The following is a 17,763-nucleotide window of genomic DNA, read 5'->3' as shown; positions in this document are numbered from 1 at the left end:
CTTTTTTCACCACTTGCCCCCATGACCTCAACTAACACCGATTACGACGTGGTCATCATGGGCGGTGCTTTTTCCGGCGCGTCGGCGGGAATAATGCTCAAACGCGAGCATCCGGAGATGCGAATCCTGATCGTGGAGCGCACGCTGAAGTTTGACCGCAAGGTGGGGGAAAGCACTTCCGAGCTGGCGGGCTGCTTCCTCACCCGCGTGCTGCATCAAGGGCACCACCTGAGTGCGCACCACTACCAAAAGCATGGTCTGCGCATGTGGTTTTGCAAAACGCCCGAGGACGATGTGGGCTGCCTCACTGAGATCGGGCCGCGCTACCAGTCACGGCTGCCCACCTTCCAGCTGGACCGGGCCATCCTCGACGAGCACCTGCTGAAGGAGGCCTGTGACTTCGGCTGCGAGCTGCTGCGCCCGGCCACCATCAAAACCATCACGCTCTCGGAGGATGAGGCACCGCACACGCTGGAAATCATGCCGCAGGAAGGGCAGATGCGCACGGTGACCACGCGCTGGCTGATCGACGCCTCCGGCAAGGCCGCCGTGCTGTCGAAGAAACTCGGGCTGCACCGCTCTCTGGAGAGCGAGCACCCCACCTCCTCCATTTGGTGCCGCTTTCGCAATGTGAACGGGCTCGACAGCTTCAAGAGCCGCAAGATGCATCCCTCGCTGATGAAGGGTGTCAGCCAGCTCCGCACCACGGCCACGAATCATCTCATGGGTCATGGCTGGTGGTGCTGGATCATCCCGCTGTCTGATGGCAGCTACAGCGCCGGCGTGACGTGGGACCGGCGTTTTTTCACCCTGCCGGAGGGGCCGTCTCTGCTGGCCCGCCTGCAGGCTCACCTGATGACGCACCCGATTGGTCGGCTCATGTTTGAAAACGCCGTGCCGGATGCCGATGACACCTTTTACTACAAGAACCTCGCGTACCGCTCCGAACGCATCGCGGGCAACCGCTGGGTGATGGTGGGTGACGCGGCCGGGTTCATGGATCCGCTGTACAGCCATGGCCTCGACTACTGCGGCCACACCGTGTCTGCGGCGGTGGATCTGGTGCAGAAGAATCTGGCGGGTGAAAACACGCAGGCGATCACCGACTACCTGAACACGGCCTACCCGCGCAGCTACCGCCTGTGGTTCAACTCGCTCTACAAGGACAAGTACTCCTACATGGGCGATGCGGAACTGATCAACGCGACGTTTCTGCTGGACCTCTCCGCGTATTTCCTCGGCCCGGTGCGGGGGGTGTATGACAACCCGGATGATGAATGGATTCACATGCCATACGAAGGGAAGGCGGGTGGTTTTTTTGCCGGCTTCATGGCCTTCTATAACCGCCGCTTCGTGCACCTCGGGCAGGAGCGCCGGCGCAAGGGCATCTACGGACGCGCCAACAACGGGCACGTGTGGATGCCGTTCATGAGCCTGTCGCCAGACCACACCGCTGCTCGTCTGCTGTGGGCGGGGATCAAGGTCTGGATCAAGGCGGAGATCACCACCTGGCTGGCACCCACACCGTCCACGGTGCCGGTGATGATGATGGAGGGGAAGCTGATGGCAAAGACGACGGAGGCGTGAGCGGGGTCTGCCGGTAAAGTGAGGAAACGTACGGATAGCCGCCCCCCTCACCCAGCCTCTCCCCGAAGAATCCCTGGAGCTATCAAGCCACCGGCGGGGAGAGGAGATTCGCGCTCGGGCACTTTGAAAACTCTATCGGGGTCGCAACGCGTTTCCCCTCTCCCCGTCGAGGACTTTGTTGGTCAGTTGTTTGTTCGGGGAGAGGCCGGGTGAGGGGTCAGCTTAGGCCGCCGCAAGCAGGCCGCAGGCCCCTCTTTCACTCCGCCACGAAAAACATACCCGCAAAGGTGTTGGAGGTGAACTTGGCGTCAGGCTTGGGATCGACGAGCATGTTGGAGATGTCGCCGTCGAGGTAGAGGGCGTCTTCGCAGCCGAGGTGCTGGAAGAAGCGGGTGAACTGGTGAAACGTGACGCGCCCTTTCACGGCGTCTTCGCGGTCGCTCATCACAAAGAGGATCTGGCCGTCTTTTTTGCGCACGCCCACGGCATTGCGCAGGCGTTTGTTGGGTGAATTGACCTGGAAGGCGGGATGGATCACGCCCTGGCGCAGCATCAGCGGGCCGGACTGCGTGGCGAGGCGTGGCTTGAGTCCGCTTTGGGCAAATTCCGCCGCTTCCATCACGCCGGGGCCGGTCTGGTCGTCGAGGTAGAAGACGCCGTTCGGTTTGAGGAAAAAGTTGCCTTCGCCTGCGCTCAGATTCAGCGGCACCAGCTCTTTGCCGGCGCAGATGGTCAGGCCGCAGGGCTTCGGGCCGCGTTCGTAGATGCCGGCGTTGGTGGCGAAAATGATCTGCTTGCTGCGCGCCGCGAGCTGCCGGCGCAGGCCGTTGAAATCTCCCAGCGGCTGGCCGTTGTCGCCCAGCCAGGCGAGCTGCAGGCGTGACCAGTCGGCCTTGTCCACGCGGTAAAGGTGATAGCGCCCGCCTTCGTAATCCACCGTCTCCGCGCCGTGCAGGTGCGAGGTGATCGTGGCGCAGCCGAAAAGGGTGAGAAGCCAGCGGGGAAAGGTCATGCCACAGGATGCTGAATTCAGGCCAGCGCACAACCATCTTGAACCCGGGACGGATTGCCCCATGATGATCTTCACATGTCCAGCAGTCTAGGCACCCTTTTCCACATCAGCACCTGGGGCGAATCCCACGGCATCGGCGTCGGCGTCGTCATCGACGGCTGCCCGCCACGCATCCCCCTCACGGTGGAGGATATTCAGGCGGAGCTGGACCGCCGCCGCCCCGGCCAGAGCAAGATCGTCACGCCACGCAAAGAAGACGACAAGGCGGAGATCCTTTCCGGCGTGCTGGATGGCCTCACGCTCGGCACGCCCATCGGCATTCTGGTGCGCAACACGGATCAGCGCCCCTCCGCCTACACGGAGATGCAGCAGGCCTACCGGCCCAGCCATGCGGATTACACTTATGACGCCAAGTACGGCATCCGCGCCGTCTCCGGCGGCGGGCGGTCCAGCGCCCGCGAGACGATCGGTCGCGTGGCGGCAGGTGCCATCGCGCGCAAGGTGCTGCAGCACTCGCTCAGCGGCTACGAATGCCTCGCCTATGTGAAGACGGTTCAGAACATCGAGGCGAAGGTGCCCGCGGGCACGGAGCTCACTGCGGCGGTGATCGAATCCAACATCGTCCGCACCTGTGACCCGGTGGCGGCGGAGCAGATGATCGAGCTCATTGAGAAAGTCCGCAGCGAAGGCAACAGCGTGGGCGGCGTGATCGAGTGCGTGGTGCGCGGCGTGCCGCCCGGACTTGGCGAGCCGGTGTTTGACAAGCTGGAGGCCGATCTGGCCAAGGCGATGATGAGCCTGCCTGCGACGAAGGGATTTGAAATCGGCAGCGGCTTTGGCGGCACGGCGATGACGGGCCTGGAGCACAACGATGAATTCTACATGGACGGCGACAAGGTGCGCACCCGCACCAACCGCAGCGGCGGCATCCAGGGCGGCATCAGCAATGGCGAGGAGATCGTCTTCCGCGTCGCCTTCAAGCCCACCGCCACCGTGCTGCGCGAGCAGAAGACCGTGACCAACACCGGTGAGGACACCACCCTTTCCGCACGCGGTCGCCACGATGCCTGCGTGCTGCCACGCGCCGTGCCGATGGTGGAGGCGATGGTGCATCTGGTGCTGGCCGACCATTTCCTGCGCCAGCGCGCCATGCGGGGGTGATGGGATGATGAGGTGGCTTGCCTGGCTCTTCACCGGCACGACGTGCCTGGCTGGCCTGGGTGCGCCCTTGCCAGAGATTGCGGTGGGAAGCAGCGGACGGGAACGGATCATCCAGAGTGCGCCGAGGCCCCCGGAAAAGGGAGCGCCGCCGGCGTTTCTGGTCGGCACGGTCACGGAGGTGTCTGCGGAAGAGGACCGCCAGCCGCAGCAGACCCGGCTCTCGGAGTCCTGCACGCTGCGGGTCGAATCCGCCTACGGGCATCTGGAGGAGGTCGTCGGGATTCGAACGGCGGTGCTCCAGGCTGACTACGAGCAGTCGCCTTACGTTCCCATTGACGAAGACTGGGGCAGGCTGTGGCACTTCAAAAAGGGGCAGAGACTGCTCGTGATTCTTCACCGGAGTGACGGGGAGCCATGCTTTGATGGGGAGGAGCTGATGCTCCTCAATGAGCGCACGGCTTCGCTGCCGGAGATCCTGCGCCGGACTGGGATGTTGCCGCAGGAATTCACCGATGAAGATCTTGAGGTGCTCAAGGAGGCCTCGCCCTCCTGGCATCGGCGGGTTTTCGCCGAGGGCGCGGCAGCGCGTGCCGCCCGCGCCGAAGAGGCCGGGCGGTGGCGTGCAGTGATGCAGGCCGCCGCAGGCATCGGCCTGCTGATTGGACTGGGCGCCTGGGGCATGCGCCAGAGGCGGAGGTGACGGGCGCATCCATCCACGCCCCATCCTTCCGCTCCTTGCAAAGCGATAGACAAGCACGGGCCTGCGCGTTAAACCTCGCCCGACCACCACAACCATTCATGAAACTGCACCTCGCCCTCGCCGCCTTGTTCGCCACCCTTTCCTTCGCCAGCGCGGATGAAAAAGTAATCTTCAACGGCAAGGACCTCACCGGCTGGGAGGGCAACAAGGAGCTCTGGAGCGTGCAGGACGGCACCATCACCGGCAAGACCCCTGCTGACCCCGCCAATCCGGCCAAGAGCATCCTCAAGCACAACACCTTCCTCGTCTGGAAAGGTGGCAAGGTGAGTGATTTCGTGCTGACGTTTCAATACCGCATCGAAAAAGGCAATTCCGGCGTGCAGTACCGCAGCATCGAACTGCCCGCTGGCGCAAACGGCCCCATCGTCAGCGGCTACCAGGCCGACTTTGAAGCCGGCAAGACCTACAGCGGCATCCTCTATGAGGAGCGCGGTCGTGGCATCCTGGCCAAGCGCGGTGAAAAGACCGTGATCAAGCCCGCCGCAGACGGTGGCAAGAAGGCCGTGGTGGAAGTGACCGGCAGCGTGGGAGACAGCGCCGCCATTCAGGCCTCCATCAAAAACGAGGACTGGAACGAGTACCGCATCGTCGCCAAGGGCAACCACGTGCAGCATTTCATCAACGGCATGCAGACCATCGACGTGACCGACGAAGACGCCGCCAACGCGCCGAAGGAAGGCATCCTGGCCCTGCAGATCCACGCCGGCCCGCCGATGGTCGTGCAGTTCAAAAACTTCAAGCTCGTCGAAACGAAGTAGTCGTGCTTTCTTAGCCCCATCATGACCCGCCTGCTTTTCACCACGCTTCTTCTGCTCACCAGCGGCCTTGCCACCAAGGTTGCTGCCGACACCGAATACCTCGTCGTCAGCGGCGGGCCTGCGGTGCGTCAGTTTGAAGACCTGCGCCGGCCCGGAGAGCAGCACGACCGCTGGTGGGGCAACTTCATCCGCACCGCCCGCGTGCGCATGCAGGAGATTCACAAAACCGTCCCCGCCAACACCCGCATCACCTGGCTGGTGTACCGGGACGCGTATGTGCGCCGCGCCGCCGCCGAGCACCAGCCGCTGATGCAGAATGTGGAGTCCGTGACGAAGGCCTACCCCTACATCAATCTCGTCTGGTTCCGCAGCACGGACGAACTGATCAACTACATCAACCACGGCCAGTCCGGGCGCAGCGGCCTGAAGATCTCCGGCTTCGAGTACTTCGGCCACTCAAACAAGTACAGCTTCATGTTTGACTACAGCTCGGACGTGTACGCCACCTCCACCGCGTGGCTGCATGAGAACGACCTGCGCAAGATCAGCCGCTGGGCCTTCAGCGGCAAAGCCTACTGCCAGAGCTGGGGCTGCCATACGGCGGAAAGCTTCAGCAAAGCCTGGAAACGCGCCACCGGCACCAAAATGGTGGGCGCCCAGGGCAAGACCGACTACTCCGACATGCACCTGCGCGACTGGCACGTGGGCCTCTCCAGCGGCGCCCGCTGGGTGCGGTAGGAAAAGCTGCCTTGTTGCTGTGCAACAAGGACGCCCTCTTGTTCCTCCAGAAAGAGGGCTGCATGGACGAAGGACGGTCGTGGCGAAGCCCGCTCGTCTGTCAGCATACGGCAGGCACTTCGGCGTACGAACGTCCTCGCAGTCGGGCGGTTTGGCGGAGGGGTCGATGGGCGGTGAGCACGCGCTCGACGCCAAACACGGCCGACCTACGGCCAGAGGGCGCGCAAGATTACTTCGCGCCCCACACAAAGGTCACCGGCTTGTCGATGTCCGGGTGCACGCTGTGGTACACGGGGCAGCCGAGGGCGGTGGCTTCGAGGAGTTTGCGGTCGGGGTGGTCTTCCGGCAGCGGGATCTGGATGGTGATGGGCAGGCGCACGATGCGGCGCGGGCTGTCCTCACTCATGTGCTTTTCCACGCTGACTTTCATGCCGGCGACGTCGTAGCCCTTCTGCTGCACCTTGATGCCGATGACGGTGGCCATGCACGAGGCCAGCGCCGTGGCCACGAGATCGGTGGGGCTGAAGGACTCGCCTTTGCCGTGGTTGTCCACCGGTGCATCGGTGATGAACTGGTTTTGCGAAGGGCCATGCGTGGCCCGGCAGCGCAGGCCGCCTTCGTAATCGATGCTGATGGAGACGGCCATGGCGGGGAGGAAGTGGAGTGTTTGAGTACTCGGGAGTGCGGGAGCGAGGTGGAATGGGGCGTCTGTTTCAAGACTCCGTCATTCCACCGCTCCACCCGCTCAGGGCAGGGCTTACTGCGCGGTGAGCGTGCCGTTCATGATGGCCACGTGGCCGGGGAAGGTGCAGAAGAAGGGGTACTCTCCGGCGGCAGGCACGGTGAATTCGATGGTCTCGCTGCTGCCGGGCTGAAGCAGCTTGGTGTGGGCGAGGATGTCCGGGGAGTCGGGGATGTAGCCTTTGTCCACCAGCGTCATGGCGCCCATGGCGATGGCCATCATCTTGTCCTTGGTGCCGAGCTTGCCGATCACGATGTTGTGCGGCTGGGGCAGGGTGGGGTGGGTGTTGGTGAAGGTCAGCTTGATCTTCTGGCCGGCCTTGGCGCTGATGGTCTTGGTGTCATAGGCCAGCGGGTTGGCGGCGTCTGGCTTGATGATGACTTCGAGCACGGGCAGGTCTGCGGCGGCAGCAGCAGGGGCCGCAGAGGCGGCAGCGGCGGCAGGGGCAGCGGCAGCCGGAGCAGCAGCCTCGGCTTTCGCCTTCGGGCGCAGGGAGCCCAGACCGTCAAAGATAAAGGCCAGCACCCACAGCAGGACGGCACCGCCGAGAGCGGATCCGATGATCAGATTGATAACAGACCAGATGGAGGACGATTTTTCCGAAGTAGAGGAGGGCGCGGACATGGGCTAGTGGGTGGGGATTGAGCGCCCATCAGAGCACAGCAGCGCCCGAAAGCAACCACCGTGTGACTCACGGCTTGGCACCCGCCGTCACCTCCGCCATCGCCCGCCCGATCTGGGGCGAAATCAGGTCCAGCAGGTCATTGTGGTGCCCGCCGGGAACGGCGTGAAAGGTCACGGCCTGCGGGTGGGCCGCCGCCAGCTCCGCCCCCATGCGCACGGGGATCACCTCATCCTCCGCGCCGTGGAAAATCACGAACCGGGCCCCGGCACGGGAGGCCACGTGGCGCAGCGTGGTGCGGTTGTCGAAGCGGTGCCGGTTCAGGTAGCAGAGCGGCCAGCCGAGCACGATGCGGCCCATGTCCGTCATCGTGGTGAAGGGAGACATCAGCACCCCGCGCCGGATGTCCAGGTCATCCGCTGCCATCAGGGCCGCCGCAGCGCCCAGGGAATGGCCCAGCACGGCCAGGCGGGGCAGCAGCTCGGCCTGGGTGGTGTGCAGGTGCCTCGCCAGCGCCTGCACGGCCGCCTTGCCGCTCTCCCGGATTCGCTCCGGGTTCGGGGCGCCCTCGCACTCGCCATAGCTGGGGTAATCGACCAGCAGGTAGGCAAAGCGGCCATCCCACGCGTCGGTGTCATAGAGCCAGTCGAGCGCCAGCGAGCCATTCCCGGCAAAGCAGAGCCAGAGCGTCTGCGGCAGGCCGCTGGCAGGTGCGCGCGGGGGGATGTAGAAGGCCGTCTGGTGGCCCTGAGACGTCTCAAAAAGCACGCGCTCCCCCTGGCCGGCTTCCAGCATAGATTCATGCTCCGCCCGGTAAGGATTCGGGTGGTAGATCAGGCTGGACTGGCCGCCGAGCAGAAAGATCACGGGTGTAAAAATGAAGATGGCGCCGAGGCGCAGCAGGCGCTTCCAGAGGGGCATGGGGATTCAGTCAGGGGAATACGTTTTTGACTTCAGCTTCCCGTTCTCGAAACCCAAAAAGATGCCTTCGCAGTTCGGCTCCGCTGAATGTTCCGGGTGCATAAAGAAGGTCAGGCCCTTCTCATCTTCAATGATGATCTGCGGCTTTTGCCGGGGGCCGCCTTCCGGGTAAAACTGCGTCTGCAGGGCCATGATCTCATCCCGCGTCATGCCCAGCCGGATGCCTTCGTAAAAGGCTTTGTAGCTGCGGTAGCGGGCGTCCATCCACTCCGGGTGCATGGCATACACCACCAGCCCGGCCGGGGCCAGCGTCGTTAGCGCGATGAGCCCCAGCAGCACCTTCAGCCCCCAGCTGCGCACGCGGAACACGGTGATCAGCATGATCACCGAGGCCGCTGCACCGAGCACCGCGATGATGAAAATGGGATGGGGGGAGGAACTCATGCGCCAGGCATGCTGAGTGGTGCCGCTGGGAAAGGCGATCAAAAAAATTCCCACGCCGCCCCGCTTCAGCCCCATTTCAGCACCGCCGGCTCTGCTGTCCCTGGAGTCCGGCACCTGCGAGAGCAGGCAGCCTGCCAGCCGTCCCGTGCTGGTCATTCCCAGCGTGCCTGCTCCAGAGAGCCATCTGGTGAAGATGGCCGCCCGGAAAGCCCAGCTCGCGCGGGTGGTGTCGTGCCCGCTCCGATTTGATTGCAGGACGAAAAGGAAAATGATGATCATCCGCCGCCTACCATGCCTGCATCCGGCTGCGTCATCCGCGCAGGGTCCAGCGCCTCGTTCAGCTCCGCCTCCGTGAGGCCGAGCTCTGCAAGCCGCTCCAGGCAGAGCTCCCGCACCGGCGTCCCCGTTTGCGCGCTCTGCTTCGCGATTTCAGCGGCCTTGTCATAGCCGATCTTGGAATTCAAACCGGTCACCATGGCGAGGCTGTGCTCGATGAAATTCGTGCAGCGCTCCCGGTTCGCCACGATGCCGCTCACACAACGTGTGGCAAAGAGCGCGGTGGCATTCGTCAGCAGCTCGATGCTTTCCAGCAGCGCCGCCGCGAGCGCGGGCATCATGACGTTGAGCTCCAGATTCCCGCTGGCGGCGCACCAGGTGACGGTGGCGTCGTTGCCCATGACCCGGGCGCAGACCTGCATGAGGCTCTCGCACATCACGGGGTTCACCTTGCCGGGCATGATGGAACTCCCGGGCTGCGTGGCGGGGAGCCTGATCTCGCCAATCGCACACTGCGGGCCGGAGCTGAGCCAGCGCAGGTCATTGGCGATCTTGAAGAGGCTGGTGGCGATGGTCTTGAGCTGGCCGCTTGCCTCCACGAGGGCGTCCTTTGCCGACTGCGCCTCGAAGTGATCCTGCGCCTCCCGGAAAGGCAGGCCCGTCTTTTCAGCGAGCAGCGGGATGGCGCGGGCGGGCATCTCCGGGTGGCTGTTCAGCCCCGTGCCCACCGCCGTGCCGCCCAGCGGCAGCTCCATGAGGGCGTTCAGCGCCTTGTGCACGCGGCTCGCCGCCAGCTCCGCCTGCCGTGCGTACCCCCTGAACTCCTGCCCCAGGCGCACGGGCGTGGCATCCATCAAATGCGTGCGGCCGATTTTGAGCACCTCCCAAAACTCCTCCGCCTTCGCCGTCAGCGCCTGCTGCAGCGTCTCCAGCGCCGGGAGCAGCCTCCGGTTCAGCTCCTGCGCCACGGCGATGTGCACCGCCGTGGGAAAGGTGTCGTTGCTGGACTGCCCCATGTTCACATGGTCATTCGGATGCACCGGGTCCTTTGTGCCGAGGGGCCTGCCGATGATCTGGCAGGCGCGGTTCGCGACCACCTCGTTCACATTCATGTTCGTGCTCGTGCCGGAGCCGGTCTGATAGATGTCGATGACGAAATGCGCATCGTGCCTGCCCTCCGCCACCTCCAGGGCCGCCTGCTCGATGAGCGCCGCATGGTCCTGCGGCAGCAGTCCCAGCTCATGGTGCACACGCGCCGCCGCCCATTTGATGAGCCCATAGGCATGGATCACCGGCAGCGGCACACAGCGCCCGCTGACCGGGAAATTGAGCACCGCGCGCTGCGTGCTCGCGCCATACAGCGCCTCCGCCGGCACGTCCAGCGCCCCCATGCTGTCTGTCTCGGTGCGCGTCTTCATGGCAGAGGATACGTTGGGGAAATCGTGCGCGCCTCAAAGTCTCAAAAACAAAGCCGGGGATCGTTTCCGATCCCCGACTTGTACCAAACAACACACTAAAAAAACCAGATCACTTCACCTCGGCCAGCACGCGCTTGATGTCAGCGGCCTGCTGGTCGGTGGCGGCCTTGTAGTCCTGCCAGACGACCTTGCCATCCTTGATGAGGAAGCAACTCCGTGAGGCGAGTGAGAGCAGGCCTTTGAGCATCTTCTTCACTTTGAAAGCCTCGACGATCTTGCCTTCAGGATCGGCGATGAGGTCGTAGGGCAGCGTGAACTTGTCCTTGAACGCCTTTTGCGACTCCGACTTGTCAAAGCTCACACCGAGCACCTGCACGCCTTCTTTGGAGAGATCCGCAAAGGCATCCCGCAGGGAGCAGGCCTGCTTGGTGCAGCCGGGGGTGTCGGCCTTCGGGTAGAAGAACACCACCGTGGGGCCCTTCTTGTAGACATCGGCGAAGTTCACCGTGGCACCGTCCTGATTGATGCCAGAGACCGCCGGGGCGGGGTAGCTGACTTTTTCGCCTTCGCCAGCCTGGGCGGTTCCAAAGAGTGCGCTGAGCATGGACATGGTGGTGAGGAGGAAGAGACGCGTTTTCATGGAGGACCTACGGATGGGGTGGGTTATTCGATGCTGACTTTGATGCCGGGGATGGCGGCGCTGAGTTGATTTACGCCGGGCTTGGTGGCCTTGGACTGCCAGAGATGGACATTCTTGAGGCTTTTGATCCTGGCCAGGTGCTTCAATCCGGCGTCCGTGATCTCGGTGCCGTAGAGATTCAGCGTCTCGAGTTTTTTCAGACCGACGAGGGATTCGAGGCCGGCATCGGTGATTTTCGTCTGACGCAAATCGAGCGATACCAGGCGCGGCATCTGGCCGATCGTCTTCAAGGCGCCGTCGGTGATGATGGTGCGCCCCAGATCCAGCTGCACGATGTTTTCCTTGAGCGGCAGGATCTCGGCCACCTTGGCGTCATCGCACTTCGAGACTCCCGTGAGGAAATCCACCCGCACCAGCGGGCTGTCCACCTTCACCGGAGAGACCTGGGCACCGGCGGCCTTCGCCTTGGCCAGCACGCCGTCAGCAAGGGGCTTCACCTCTTTTTCAAGCGCCGCATAAAACAGATCATGCGGACGTGGCTTGTACGGTTTCGCGGATTCCGTCATCGCGCCTGCGGGCATGCCTTCCACGCTGCCCACCCAGCCGCCGAAGTCCGCGCCTTCCTCGATCCACTTCTTGAGCAGGGCGATTTCCTCCTTGGTCAGATCTTCGCCCTTGGAGGGCATGTGGCCGTCGTCATCCTTCGGCAGCATCACGGACTCGTAGATGCCGCTCTTGTCGGGCGCGCCGGGCGTGAGCACCGGGCCGTTTTCACTGCCTTTGAGGATGGCCCAGGAGGCATCCAGCCGCAGGCCGGCCTTGGGCTCCTTCTTCTGGCCGTTTTCCACATGTGGAGCCTTATGACAATCCACGCATTTCTTGGTAATGGCGGGCAGCAGGTCTTTTTCGAAGCTGACCGCTGAGTAGGCTGAGGACGCAATCAGGCAAACGCTGATCATGCAGGGCAAACGAAACGTCGGGGTGGACATGAGTGGGATGAAGGTGATAAGAACGGGATCGCTCGCGAGGCGCGTCAGCCCGCAAGATTTGGACAGGGATAACGCTTGCTTGTTCTCCTTGTTGCAGAGAATTAATGACAACCATCTTAGGACAATGAGCACACTCCCCACCGCCACGGCCCCCTCGTCATCCAAAGTCCAGATCGAAGCAGATACTCTCCTACGCCGCAATACTCTGGCGATCGTCATGGGGGGTGGCGCAGGCACTCGTCTTTTCCCACTGACTGAAAACCGCGCCAAGCCCGCCGTGCCCCTCGCCGGCAAGTATCGCATCGTCGACATCCCGATCAGCAACTGCATCAATTCCGGGCTGCGTCAGGTCTACGTGCTCACTCAGTACAACAGCGCGTCGCTCAACCGCCATCTCTCCCGCACCTACCGCTTTGATCAGTTCACCCGCGGCTTTGTGGAGGTGCTCGCAGCCCAGCAAACCCCCGATGGTGAGCGCTGGTACCAGGGCACCGCCGACGCAGTGCGGCAGAACTTGCGCTACTTCCTCGAAGGCGACTACGACTACTTCCTGATCCTCAGCGGGGACCAGCTCTACCGGATGGACTACCGCATGCTGATGCGCCAGCACGTCGCCACCAATGCGGACATCACCATCGCCACCATTCCCGTGGATGCCGAGGCCGCCACCGGGTTTGGCATCATGCACTCGGATGAAGAGGGGCGGATCTACGAGTTCATCGAGAAACCCAAGGATCCTGAAGTCCTCGAAAAGCTGCGCATCCCGCCGACCACACTGAAGACCATGGGCATCGAGCCGACAGAGGCGCGCTTCCAGGCCTCCATGGGCATCTACCTCTTCCACCGTGATGTGCTGATCGATTGTCTCGACAACACGCTCAACGATTTCGGCAAGCACATCATCCCCACCGCGATCAAGAACAAGCGCGTCTTCAACTTCAACTTCCAGGGCTACTGGGAGGACATCGGCACCATCCGCAATTTCTTCGACGCCAACCTCGACCTCTGCCGCCTGGTGCCGCAGTTCGACTTCTTCGAAAGCTCCGCGCCCATCTTCACCCACGCCCGCTTCCTGCCGGCCACCAAGATCAATGGCGCCACCATTCGCGGCGCGCTGATCGCCGACGGCAGCGTGCTCACAGACGCCCACATCGAAACCGCTGTCATCGGACTGCGCGCCAAGATCGAGCCCGGCACCACCATCCGTGACTGCATCATCATGGGCGCGGATTACTATGCAGGAGCCGTCGGCACCGATCCGAACCGCCCGCCTCCCGGCATCGGCCGCAACTGCCGCATCGAGCGCGCCATCATCGACAAGAACGTCCACATCGGCGACAACGTGGTCATCACTCCCGAAGGCAAGCCGGACAACATGGATGGTGAAAACTTCTACATTCGCGACGGCATCATCTGCATTCCGAAAGATGCCATCATCCCGTCCGGGACGTGGATCTGAGACGCCCAAAAAAGTCCTAACACCTTCAGAGGCGGATGCGTTAGAACCGTATCCATGAAGCATGCCGCCAATGTTTTTCTAGCGCTGGGCCTGTCCCTTGCCGCCGCGTTTCCCCAATCCCCCGAACTCCGCACCTTTACCAATGCCCAGGGCAAGGCGGTGCAGGCAAAGCTCGTCGGCGTCAATGGGCCCAACGTGACGCTCGAACTGGCCACGGGGCAGAAGTACACCTTCGCCATCACGTCCCTCTCCGCCGCCGATCAGCAGTACATCAAGTCAGCTGGCATGCCCGCAGCCGCACCCTCGGCAACCTTCAAGCCCGGGCCTAATGACAAGCTGGAACCAGCAGAGGTGAACGAGGCCGCAGGCCAGCCGCTTTTTGCCGACACACTGCTCTGGGCTTCTTCCGCCGAGGAAGTCGCCGCCCGCCTCAAAATCCCCCAGGAGTCCAAGACCAAGAACACCAGCAGCTACCGCGCCTACACCAAGGACGACTACATGATGTTTGGTGCGCATCCCTACTCCGTGGCGATGTATGCCGAAAATGACAAGGTGACGGGCTTCTCCCTCGTCTTTGCCAACAAGGGTGACCTCTTCAGCGCCAAAGGCGGTGGCGAAATGCACTTCGACAAAAACACCCCCGGTGAAGAGGCGGCCAAGATCGTGAAAAAGGCCATGGACAAGGATCTGACTGCGATCGCGGCGACGCTCACCAAAAAACTCGGGACGCCAAAGGAGGCGCGTTTTGGCGAAGGCCCGAGCAACATCGGACGTCTGACCGTGCAGCGCTGGGACTGGCGCGGGCATGCGATTCTCCTGGCCGAGGCCAAGGGTGTGTACGTCGGTGTGCAAGTTGTCACCACCGCCTTCGCCGATGCCGGTGGGAAGGTGGAGGACACCACGGACAAGATCATTCGTGCCCAGGCCCTGGCCAATCTCGAAAAGCGTGAGAACGGTGACGTCGTCGTCGGGGACATTCCCATGGTGGACCAGGGCCCCAAAGGCTACTGCGCGCCCGCCACCGCCGAGCGCGCCATGCGCCATCTCGGAGTGCCTGCGGACATGTACATCCTTGCCAACGCCGGCAATTCCGGCTTCGGCGGCGGCACCAGTGTCTCCGCACTCCTCGAAGGCATCGCCCCTCAGATCCGCAACAAACGCCGCTCCTTTGACGCGTGGAAAAGCGAGCTCAAGATCAAGGACATCGCCAAATACATCGACAAAGGCGTGCCGCTTATGTGGTGCCTTTACAGCACCAAGGAATTCAACGACGTCGCCAACAAGCGCACCAAGGAGCGCAAAACCATCACCAACTGGGCTGCCTGGAAAACCAAAGTCACCGAGGAAGCCGCCGCCAGCACATTGGCCGAAGACAGAGAGTCCAGCCATGTCGTCCTCATCATCGGTTATAACAAGGACACCAATGAAATCGCCTTCAGTGACAGCTGGGGCGAAGACTACAAAGAACGCTGGATCACCCTCCCCGAAGCCGAAAGAGTCTCCCAGCAGTACTTTTACGTCGTGGGATTCTGAGGTGAAGTCTGCTATACACCGCCTGTCATGGCACTCCCGCGCTTCCTCTCGTCTCCCCTGCTTTGGCGTTTTTTGGTCGTGCTATGGTTCGGGTTGCTGTTCTGGCTTTCCTCTCAGACGCATCTGCCATCACCCGCGAGCTTTGATGGCGTGGACAAGCTGGAGCACGCGATCTTTTTCTCGGCCGGCGGCATGGGCTTCCTGCTCAGCCTGCGCCTCGCGGGGCGTGCCAGAGCCCCAGCCGTGGCCATTCTCGCCCCGGTCCTGTTCTGCGGTGCCATCGGCGGCTTTGATGAGTGGCATCAAACCTACACCCCCGGCCGCAGCGGTGGGGATGTGTGGGACTGGGCGGCTGATTTGTGTGGCGGCTTGATTGGGGCCTTTCTCGCGTTGGTCGCGGAGCGGTGGCTGGTGAGAGAGCGGATCAAGCAGCCTCTGCCGTAAGATGGGTGTGGCGACAGCCCGCCCGCCTGTCAGCGTGCCGCAAACACCTTAGCTTGCGAGCGTCCTCGAAGTCGGGCGGTCTGGCGGATGGACATGATGAAGCGTGGATGCACCCGTCGCGCCAGACAGATCGAACTTAGGAATGGAACTCCAAACCCAGTTGCAGCACAACTGGGCAACTTGGCTTACTTCAGCGGAAACCAGTACATCAGCAGCGCGGTGAGGAACACGTTTGCGAGGGCGAGCTCGAAGAACACTTTCCAGCCGAGGGCCATGAGCTGGTCAAAGCGGAAGCGGGGCAGTGTCCAGCGGATGATGATGAAGAAGACGATGAAGCCGAAGACCTTGGCGAAGAAGGTGCCGATGTGCAGCAGGCCGGTGTAGAGCGGCGTGGTGTCTGGCGTGTAGTGCAGCTGCAGCGGGATGATTTTTTCCAGCAGCGGCCAGCAGGGGATGCTCCAGCCGCCAAGGAACAGCGTCACCGCCATGCCTGAGCCGATGATCATCGCGGCGTATTCACCCATGAAAAACAGCGCGAACTTCATGGAGCTGTATTCGGTGTGGTAGCCGGCCACCAGTTCCGTCTCGCACTCAGCGAGGTCGAAGGGCAGGCGGTTTGTCTCGGCAAACATGGAGACGGTGAAGATGACGAAGGAGATGACGATGGGGATCAGCAGCACCCAGCGGGAGAGGCTCAGGCCTTCGCCCCAGAGCGGCAGCAGCAGCCAGCCGTTGGCGTCCTGGAAGGCGGACATCTTGGTGAGGTTCAGCTCGCCGAAGATCATCAGCACCGGGATGATGGACAGGCCCAGCGAGATCTCATACGAGATCATCTGCGCACTGGCGCGCACGCCGCCGAGGAAGGGGTACTTTGAATTGGAGGACCAGCCGGCGAGGACGATGCCATACACGCCGAGGGAGGCGATGGCGAAGGTGAAGAGCGGCCCGATGCTCAGGTCTGCGATCACCATTTTGACGGGCTCCACGACTCCGATGAAGGAGAGGTTCAATTCACTGCCGAAAGGCAGCACCACGCAGGTGAGCAGCGCAGGCACCACCGTCAGGCACGGGGCCAGCCAGTAGTAAAACTTGCGCACATGGGAGGGCACAAAGTCTTCCTTCAAAATGAACTTCAGGCCGTCTGCCGCCGCCTGGGCCAGACCGCCGATGCCGAAGGGCTGCCAGTCTTTCTTGAAGCCGAGCAGTGTCAGCGGCACGCCCACGCGGTTCGGACCCACGCGGTCCTGAATTACGGCGGAGATGCGTCGCTCAAAGTAAACCGCGATCGAAACCAGCGGGAGGATGACCAGGAAGGTGAGAAACACGATCTTCCCCACCGAGACGGCGAGCGCAATGAGATCGAAAGTGGCGAGCGTGGGAGTGAACATCGGCAGGGCGATTATCAGGACGCAGCGAGGGGCGGCAACCCGATTTTGTGAAAAATTTCACAAGCTCCTTGTTTCGCCGCTGTATTTGCGGGCTGTCAACGCACCTGATCGGTGAACGAAGCCGGCTTCCGCGCAGGATTGGCCGCAGTGTCATCTGCCATCGGGGCGATGCGCTCCGCGATGCGGAAGACCGCCAGGATCAGCTCCACCGTCACACGGGCGATGATCAGGTAGAGCAGAAAGGCCGCAGGGGCGATGATGATGCCCCACCAGCTGTAGAAGAGCCAGGAGAGTGCATACATGAAAGCCGCCAGCAGACTCAGCACATACAGCATGCGCACAAGGTGCGGTGTGACGAAGCGCTTGAAGGAGAGGTCCAGCACCAGATCAAGCACGGCACGGATCTGCTGCCACAGGCTGGAAAGCGCGGAACTGGAGGGGGGCTCGGCATTCATGAGGCGAGAGTAGGCTTTGACCGGTCAGGCGCAACCCGCCAAATGAGCCTGAAACGGGAACCTTGGGGAGGCATTGGAATACTGGTTGCGTGTTTTGACAACCGCAGGCAGAATCCGCGCCTCTTTTTCCGCCCTGTGGCCAGGTGCATTAACAGAGAAGTTCATCGACAACCCAACACCGTCAAAGCCATGCCTGCGAAATCCAAGAAACCCGCAGTTAAGAAGCCCGCCGCCAAGCCCCTGAAAAAGGCTCCTGCCAAGACGGTGAAGTCGAAGAGCAAGCCCGTTCCCGCCAAGCCCGCCAAGCCGGCGGTGAAGCCCAAGAGCAAACCCATTTTGAAGAAGGTGGCGCCGAAAAAGCCCGCCCCGAAGAAAACCTCCCCCATGCCTGTGAAGAAAACCGCCCCGACAAAAGC

General features: G+C 62.4%; 18 protein-coding genes and 1 pseudogene. 9 read left to right on the top strand and 10 right to left on the bottom strand.

What is annotated here, in order from left to right; genetic code table 11:
• Positions 1-21: 21 nt before the first annotated feature.
• Complete coding sequence (locus tag ACILSL_RS19255) at positions 22-1,587, top strand: NAD(P)/FAD-dependent oxidoreductase (RefSeq protein WP_395733686.1); 1,566 nt, start codon at positions 22-24, stop codon at positions 1,585-1,587.
• A gap of 256 nt (positions 1,588-1,843) precedes the next feature.
• Here the strand turns inward: ACILSL_RS19255 and ACILSL_RS19250 are convergent, their stop codons facing one another.
• Positions 1,844-2,599 (bottom strand): phosphodiester glycosidase family protein, encoded by a 756-nt coding sequence (locus ACILSL_RS19250; protein ID WP_395733685.1) that lies wholly within the window; start codon positions 2,597-2,599, stop codon positions 1,844-1,846.
• 75 nt (positions 2,600-2,674) lie between these two features.
• Here ACILSL_RS19250 and aroC point away from each other — a divergent pair, with 75 nt between their 5' ends.
• From aroC to ACILSL_RS19230, 4 genes are all read left to right on the top strand, one after another.
• Positions 2,675-3,760 carry a chorismate synthase gene (aroC, locus tag ACILSL_RS19245; protein ID WP_395733684.1) on the top strand — a complete coding sequence of 362 codons (1,086 nt, stop codon included), beginning with the start codon at positions 2,675-2,677 and terminating at the stop codon, positions 3,758-3,760.
• Between the two features lie 4 nt (positions 3,761-3,764).
• Positions 3,765-4,460, top strand: a complete 696-nt coding sequence (locus ACILSL_RS19240; protein ID WP_395733683.1) for a hypothetical protein — start codon at positions 3,765-3,767, stop codon at positions 4,458-4,460.
• Between the two features lie 98 nt (positions 4,461-4,558).
• The gene (locus ACILSL_RS19235) at positions 4,559-5,278 is read left to right on the top strand and encodes a DUF1080 domain-containing protein (protein WP_395733682.1); all 720 of its coding nucleotides are present in this window, start codon (positions 4,559-4,561) and stop codon (positions 5,276-5,278) included.
• Between the two features lie 21 nt (positions 5,279-5,299).
• Positions 5,300-6,016 (top strand): hypothetical protein, encoded by a 717-nt coding sequence (locus ACILSL_RS19230; RefSeq protein WP_395733681.1) that lies wholly within the window; start codon positions 5,300-5,302, stop codon positions 6,014-6,016.
• A 229-nt stretch (positions 6,017-6,245) separates the two neighbouring features.
• Here ACILSL_RS19230 and ACILSL_RS19225 read toward each other — a convergent pair whose 3' ends face one another.
• The 7 genes from ACILSL_RS19225 to ACILSL_RS19195 form a co-directional block, all read right to left on the bottom strand.
• Positions 6,246-6,662, bottom strand: coding sequence for an OsmC family protein (locus ACILSL_RS19225; protein ID WP_395733680.1), 417 nt, complete (start codon positions 6,660-6,662; stop codon positions 6,246-6,248).
• A gap of 111 nt (positions 6,663-6,773) precedes the next feature.
• The gene (locus tag ACILSL_RS19220) at positions 6,774-7,382 is read right to left on the bottom strand and encodes a plastocyanin/azurin family copper-binding protein (protein WP_395733679.1); all 609 of its coding nucleotides are present in this window, start codon (positions 7,380-7,382) and stop codon (positions 6,774-6,776) included.
• Between the two features lie 67 nt (positions 7,383-7,449).
• A complete protein-coding gene (locus ACILSL_RS19215) occupies positions 7,450-8,301 on the bottom strand; it encodes an alpha/beta fold hydrolase (RefSeq protein WP_395733678.1) in 852 nt (283 codons plus the stop codon).
• Positions 8,302-8,307: 6 nt separating this feature from the next.
• Positions 8,308-9,024: a hypothetical protein gene (locus ACILSL_RS19210; RefSeq protein WP_395733677.1), complete on the bottom strand. Its 717-nt coding sequence runs from the start codon at positions 9,022-9,024 to the stop codon at positions 8,308-8,310.
• Complete coding sequence (locus ACILSL_RS19205) at positions 9,021-10,439, bottom strand: class II fumarate hydratase (protein ID WP_395733676.1); 1,419 nt, start codon at positions 10,437-10,439, stop codon at positions 9,021-9,023. Before ACILSL_RS19205 ends, ACILSL_RS19210 begins: the two co-directional genes overlap by 4 nt.
• Positions 10,440-10,548: 109 nt before the next feature.
• Positions 10,549-11,079, bottom strand: a complete 531-nt coding sequence (locus ACILSL_RS19200; protein WP_395733675.1) for a peroxiredoxin — start codon at positions 11,077-11,079, stop codon at positions 10,549-10,551.
• 23 nt (positions 11,080-11,102) lie between these two features.
• Positions 11,103-12,068 (bottom strand): c-type cytochrome domain-containing protein, encoded by a 966-nt coding sequence (locus ACILSL_RS19195; RefSeq protein ID WP_395733674.1) that lies wholly within the window; start codon positions 12,066-12,068, stop codon positions 11,103-11,105.
• Between the two features lie 124 nt (positions 12,069-12,192).
• Here ACILSL_RS19195 and ACILSL_RS19190 point away from each other — a divergent pair, with 124 nt between their 5' ends.
• The 3 genes from ACILSL_RS19190 to ACILSL_RS19180 are packed head-to-tail and all read left to right on the top strand — an operon-like array spanning position 12,193 to position 15,504.
• Entirely contained in the window at positions 12,193-13,527 is a 1,335-nt protein-coding gene (locus ACILSL_RS19190) for a glucose-1-phosphate adenylyltransferase (protein WP_395733673.1), read from the top strand.
• A gap of 54 nt (positions 13,528-13,581) precedes the next feature.
• On the top strand, positions 13,582-15,060 hold the full coding sequence (locus ACILSL_RS19185; protein WP_395733672.1) for a C39 family peptidase: 1,479 nt from the start codon (positions 13,582-13,584) through the stop codon (positions 15,058-15,060).
• Positions 15,061-15,087: 27 nt separating this feature from the next.
• A complete protein-coding gene (locus ACILSL_RS19180) occupies positions 15,088-15,504 on the top strand; it encodes a VanZ family protein (RefSeq protein WP_395733671.1) in 417 nt (138 codons plus the stop codon).
• A gap of 185 nt (positions 15,505-15,689) precedes the next feature.
• Here the strand turns inward: ACILSL_RS19180 and ACILSL_RS19175 are convergent, their stop codons facing one another.
• Positions 15,690-16,892, bottom strand: coding sequence for an NADH-quinone oxidoreductase subunit H (locus ACILSL_RS19175; RefSeq protein WP_395733670.1), 1,203 nt, complete (start codon positions 16,890-16,892; stop codon positions 15,690-15,692).
• Positions 16,893-16,987: 95 nt separating this feature from the next.
• Positions 16,988-17,347 carry a DUF4282 domain-containing protein gene (locus tag ACILSL_RS19170; protein WP_395733669.1) on the bottom strand — a complete coding sequence of 120 codons (360 nt, stop codon included), beginning with the start codon at positions 17,345-17,347 and terminating at the stop codon, positions 16,988-16,990.
• 189 nt (positions 17,348-17,536) lie between these two features.
• Between ACILSL_RS19170 and ACILSL_RS19165 the strand changes: the two are divergent.
• Positions 17,537-17,763: pseudogene (locus ACILSL_RS19165) on the top strand (hypothetical protein); the annotation flags it as partial.

The sequence above is a fragment of the Prosthecobacter sp. genome, from assembly GCF_044222345.1.
In the GTDB taxonomy this organism is placed as follows: Bacteria; Verrucomicrobiota; Verrucomicrobiia; order Verrucomicrobiales; family Verrucomicrobiaceae; genus Prosthecobacter.
The sequence above is the reverse complement of the archived record's forward strand: the minus strand, read 5'-3'. Positions and strand labels throughout refer to the sequence as shown.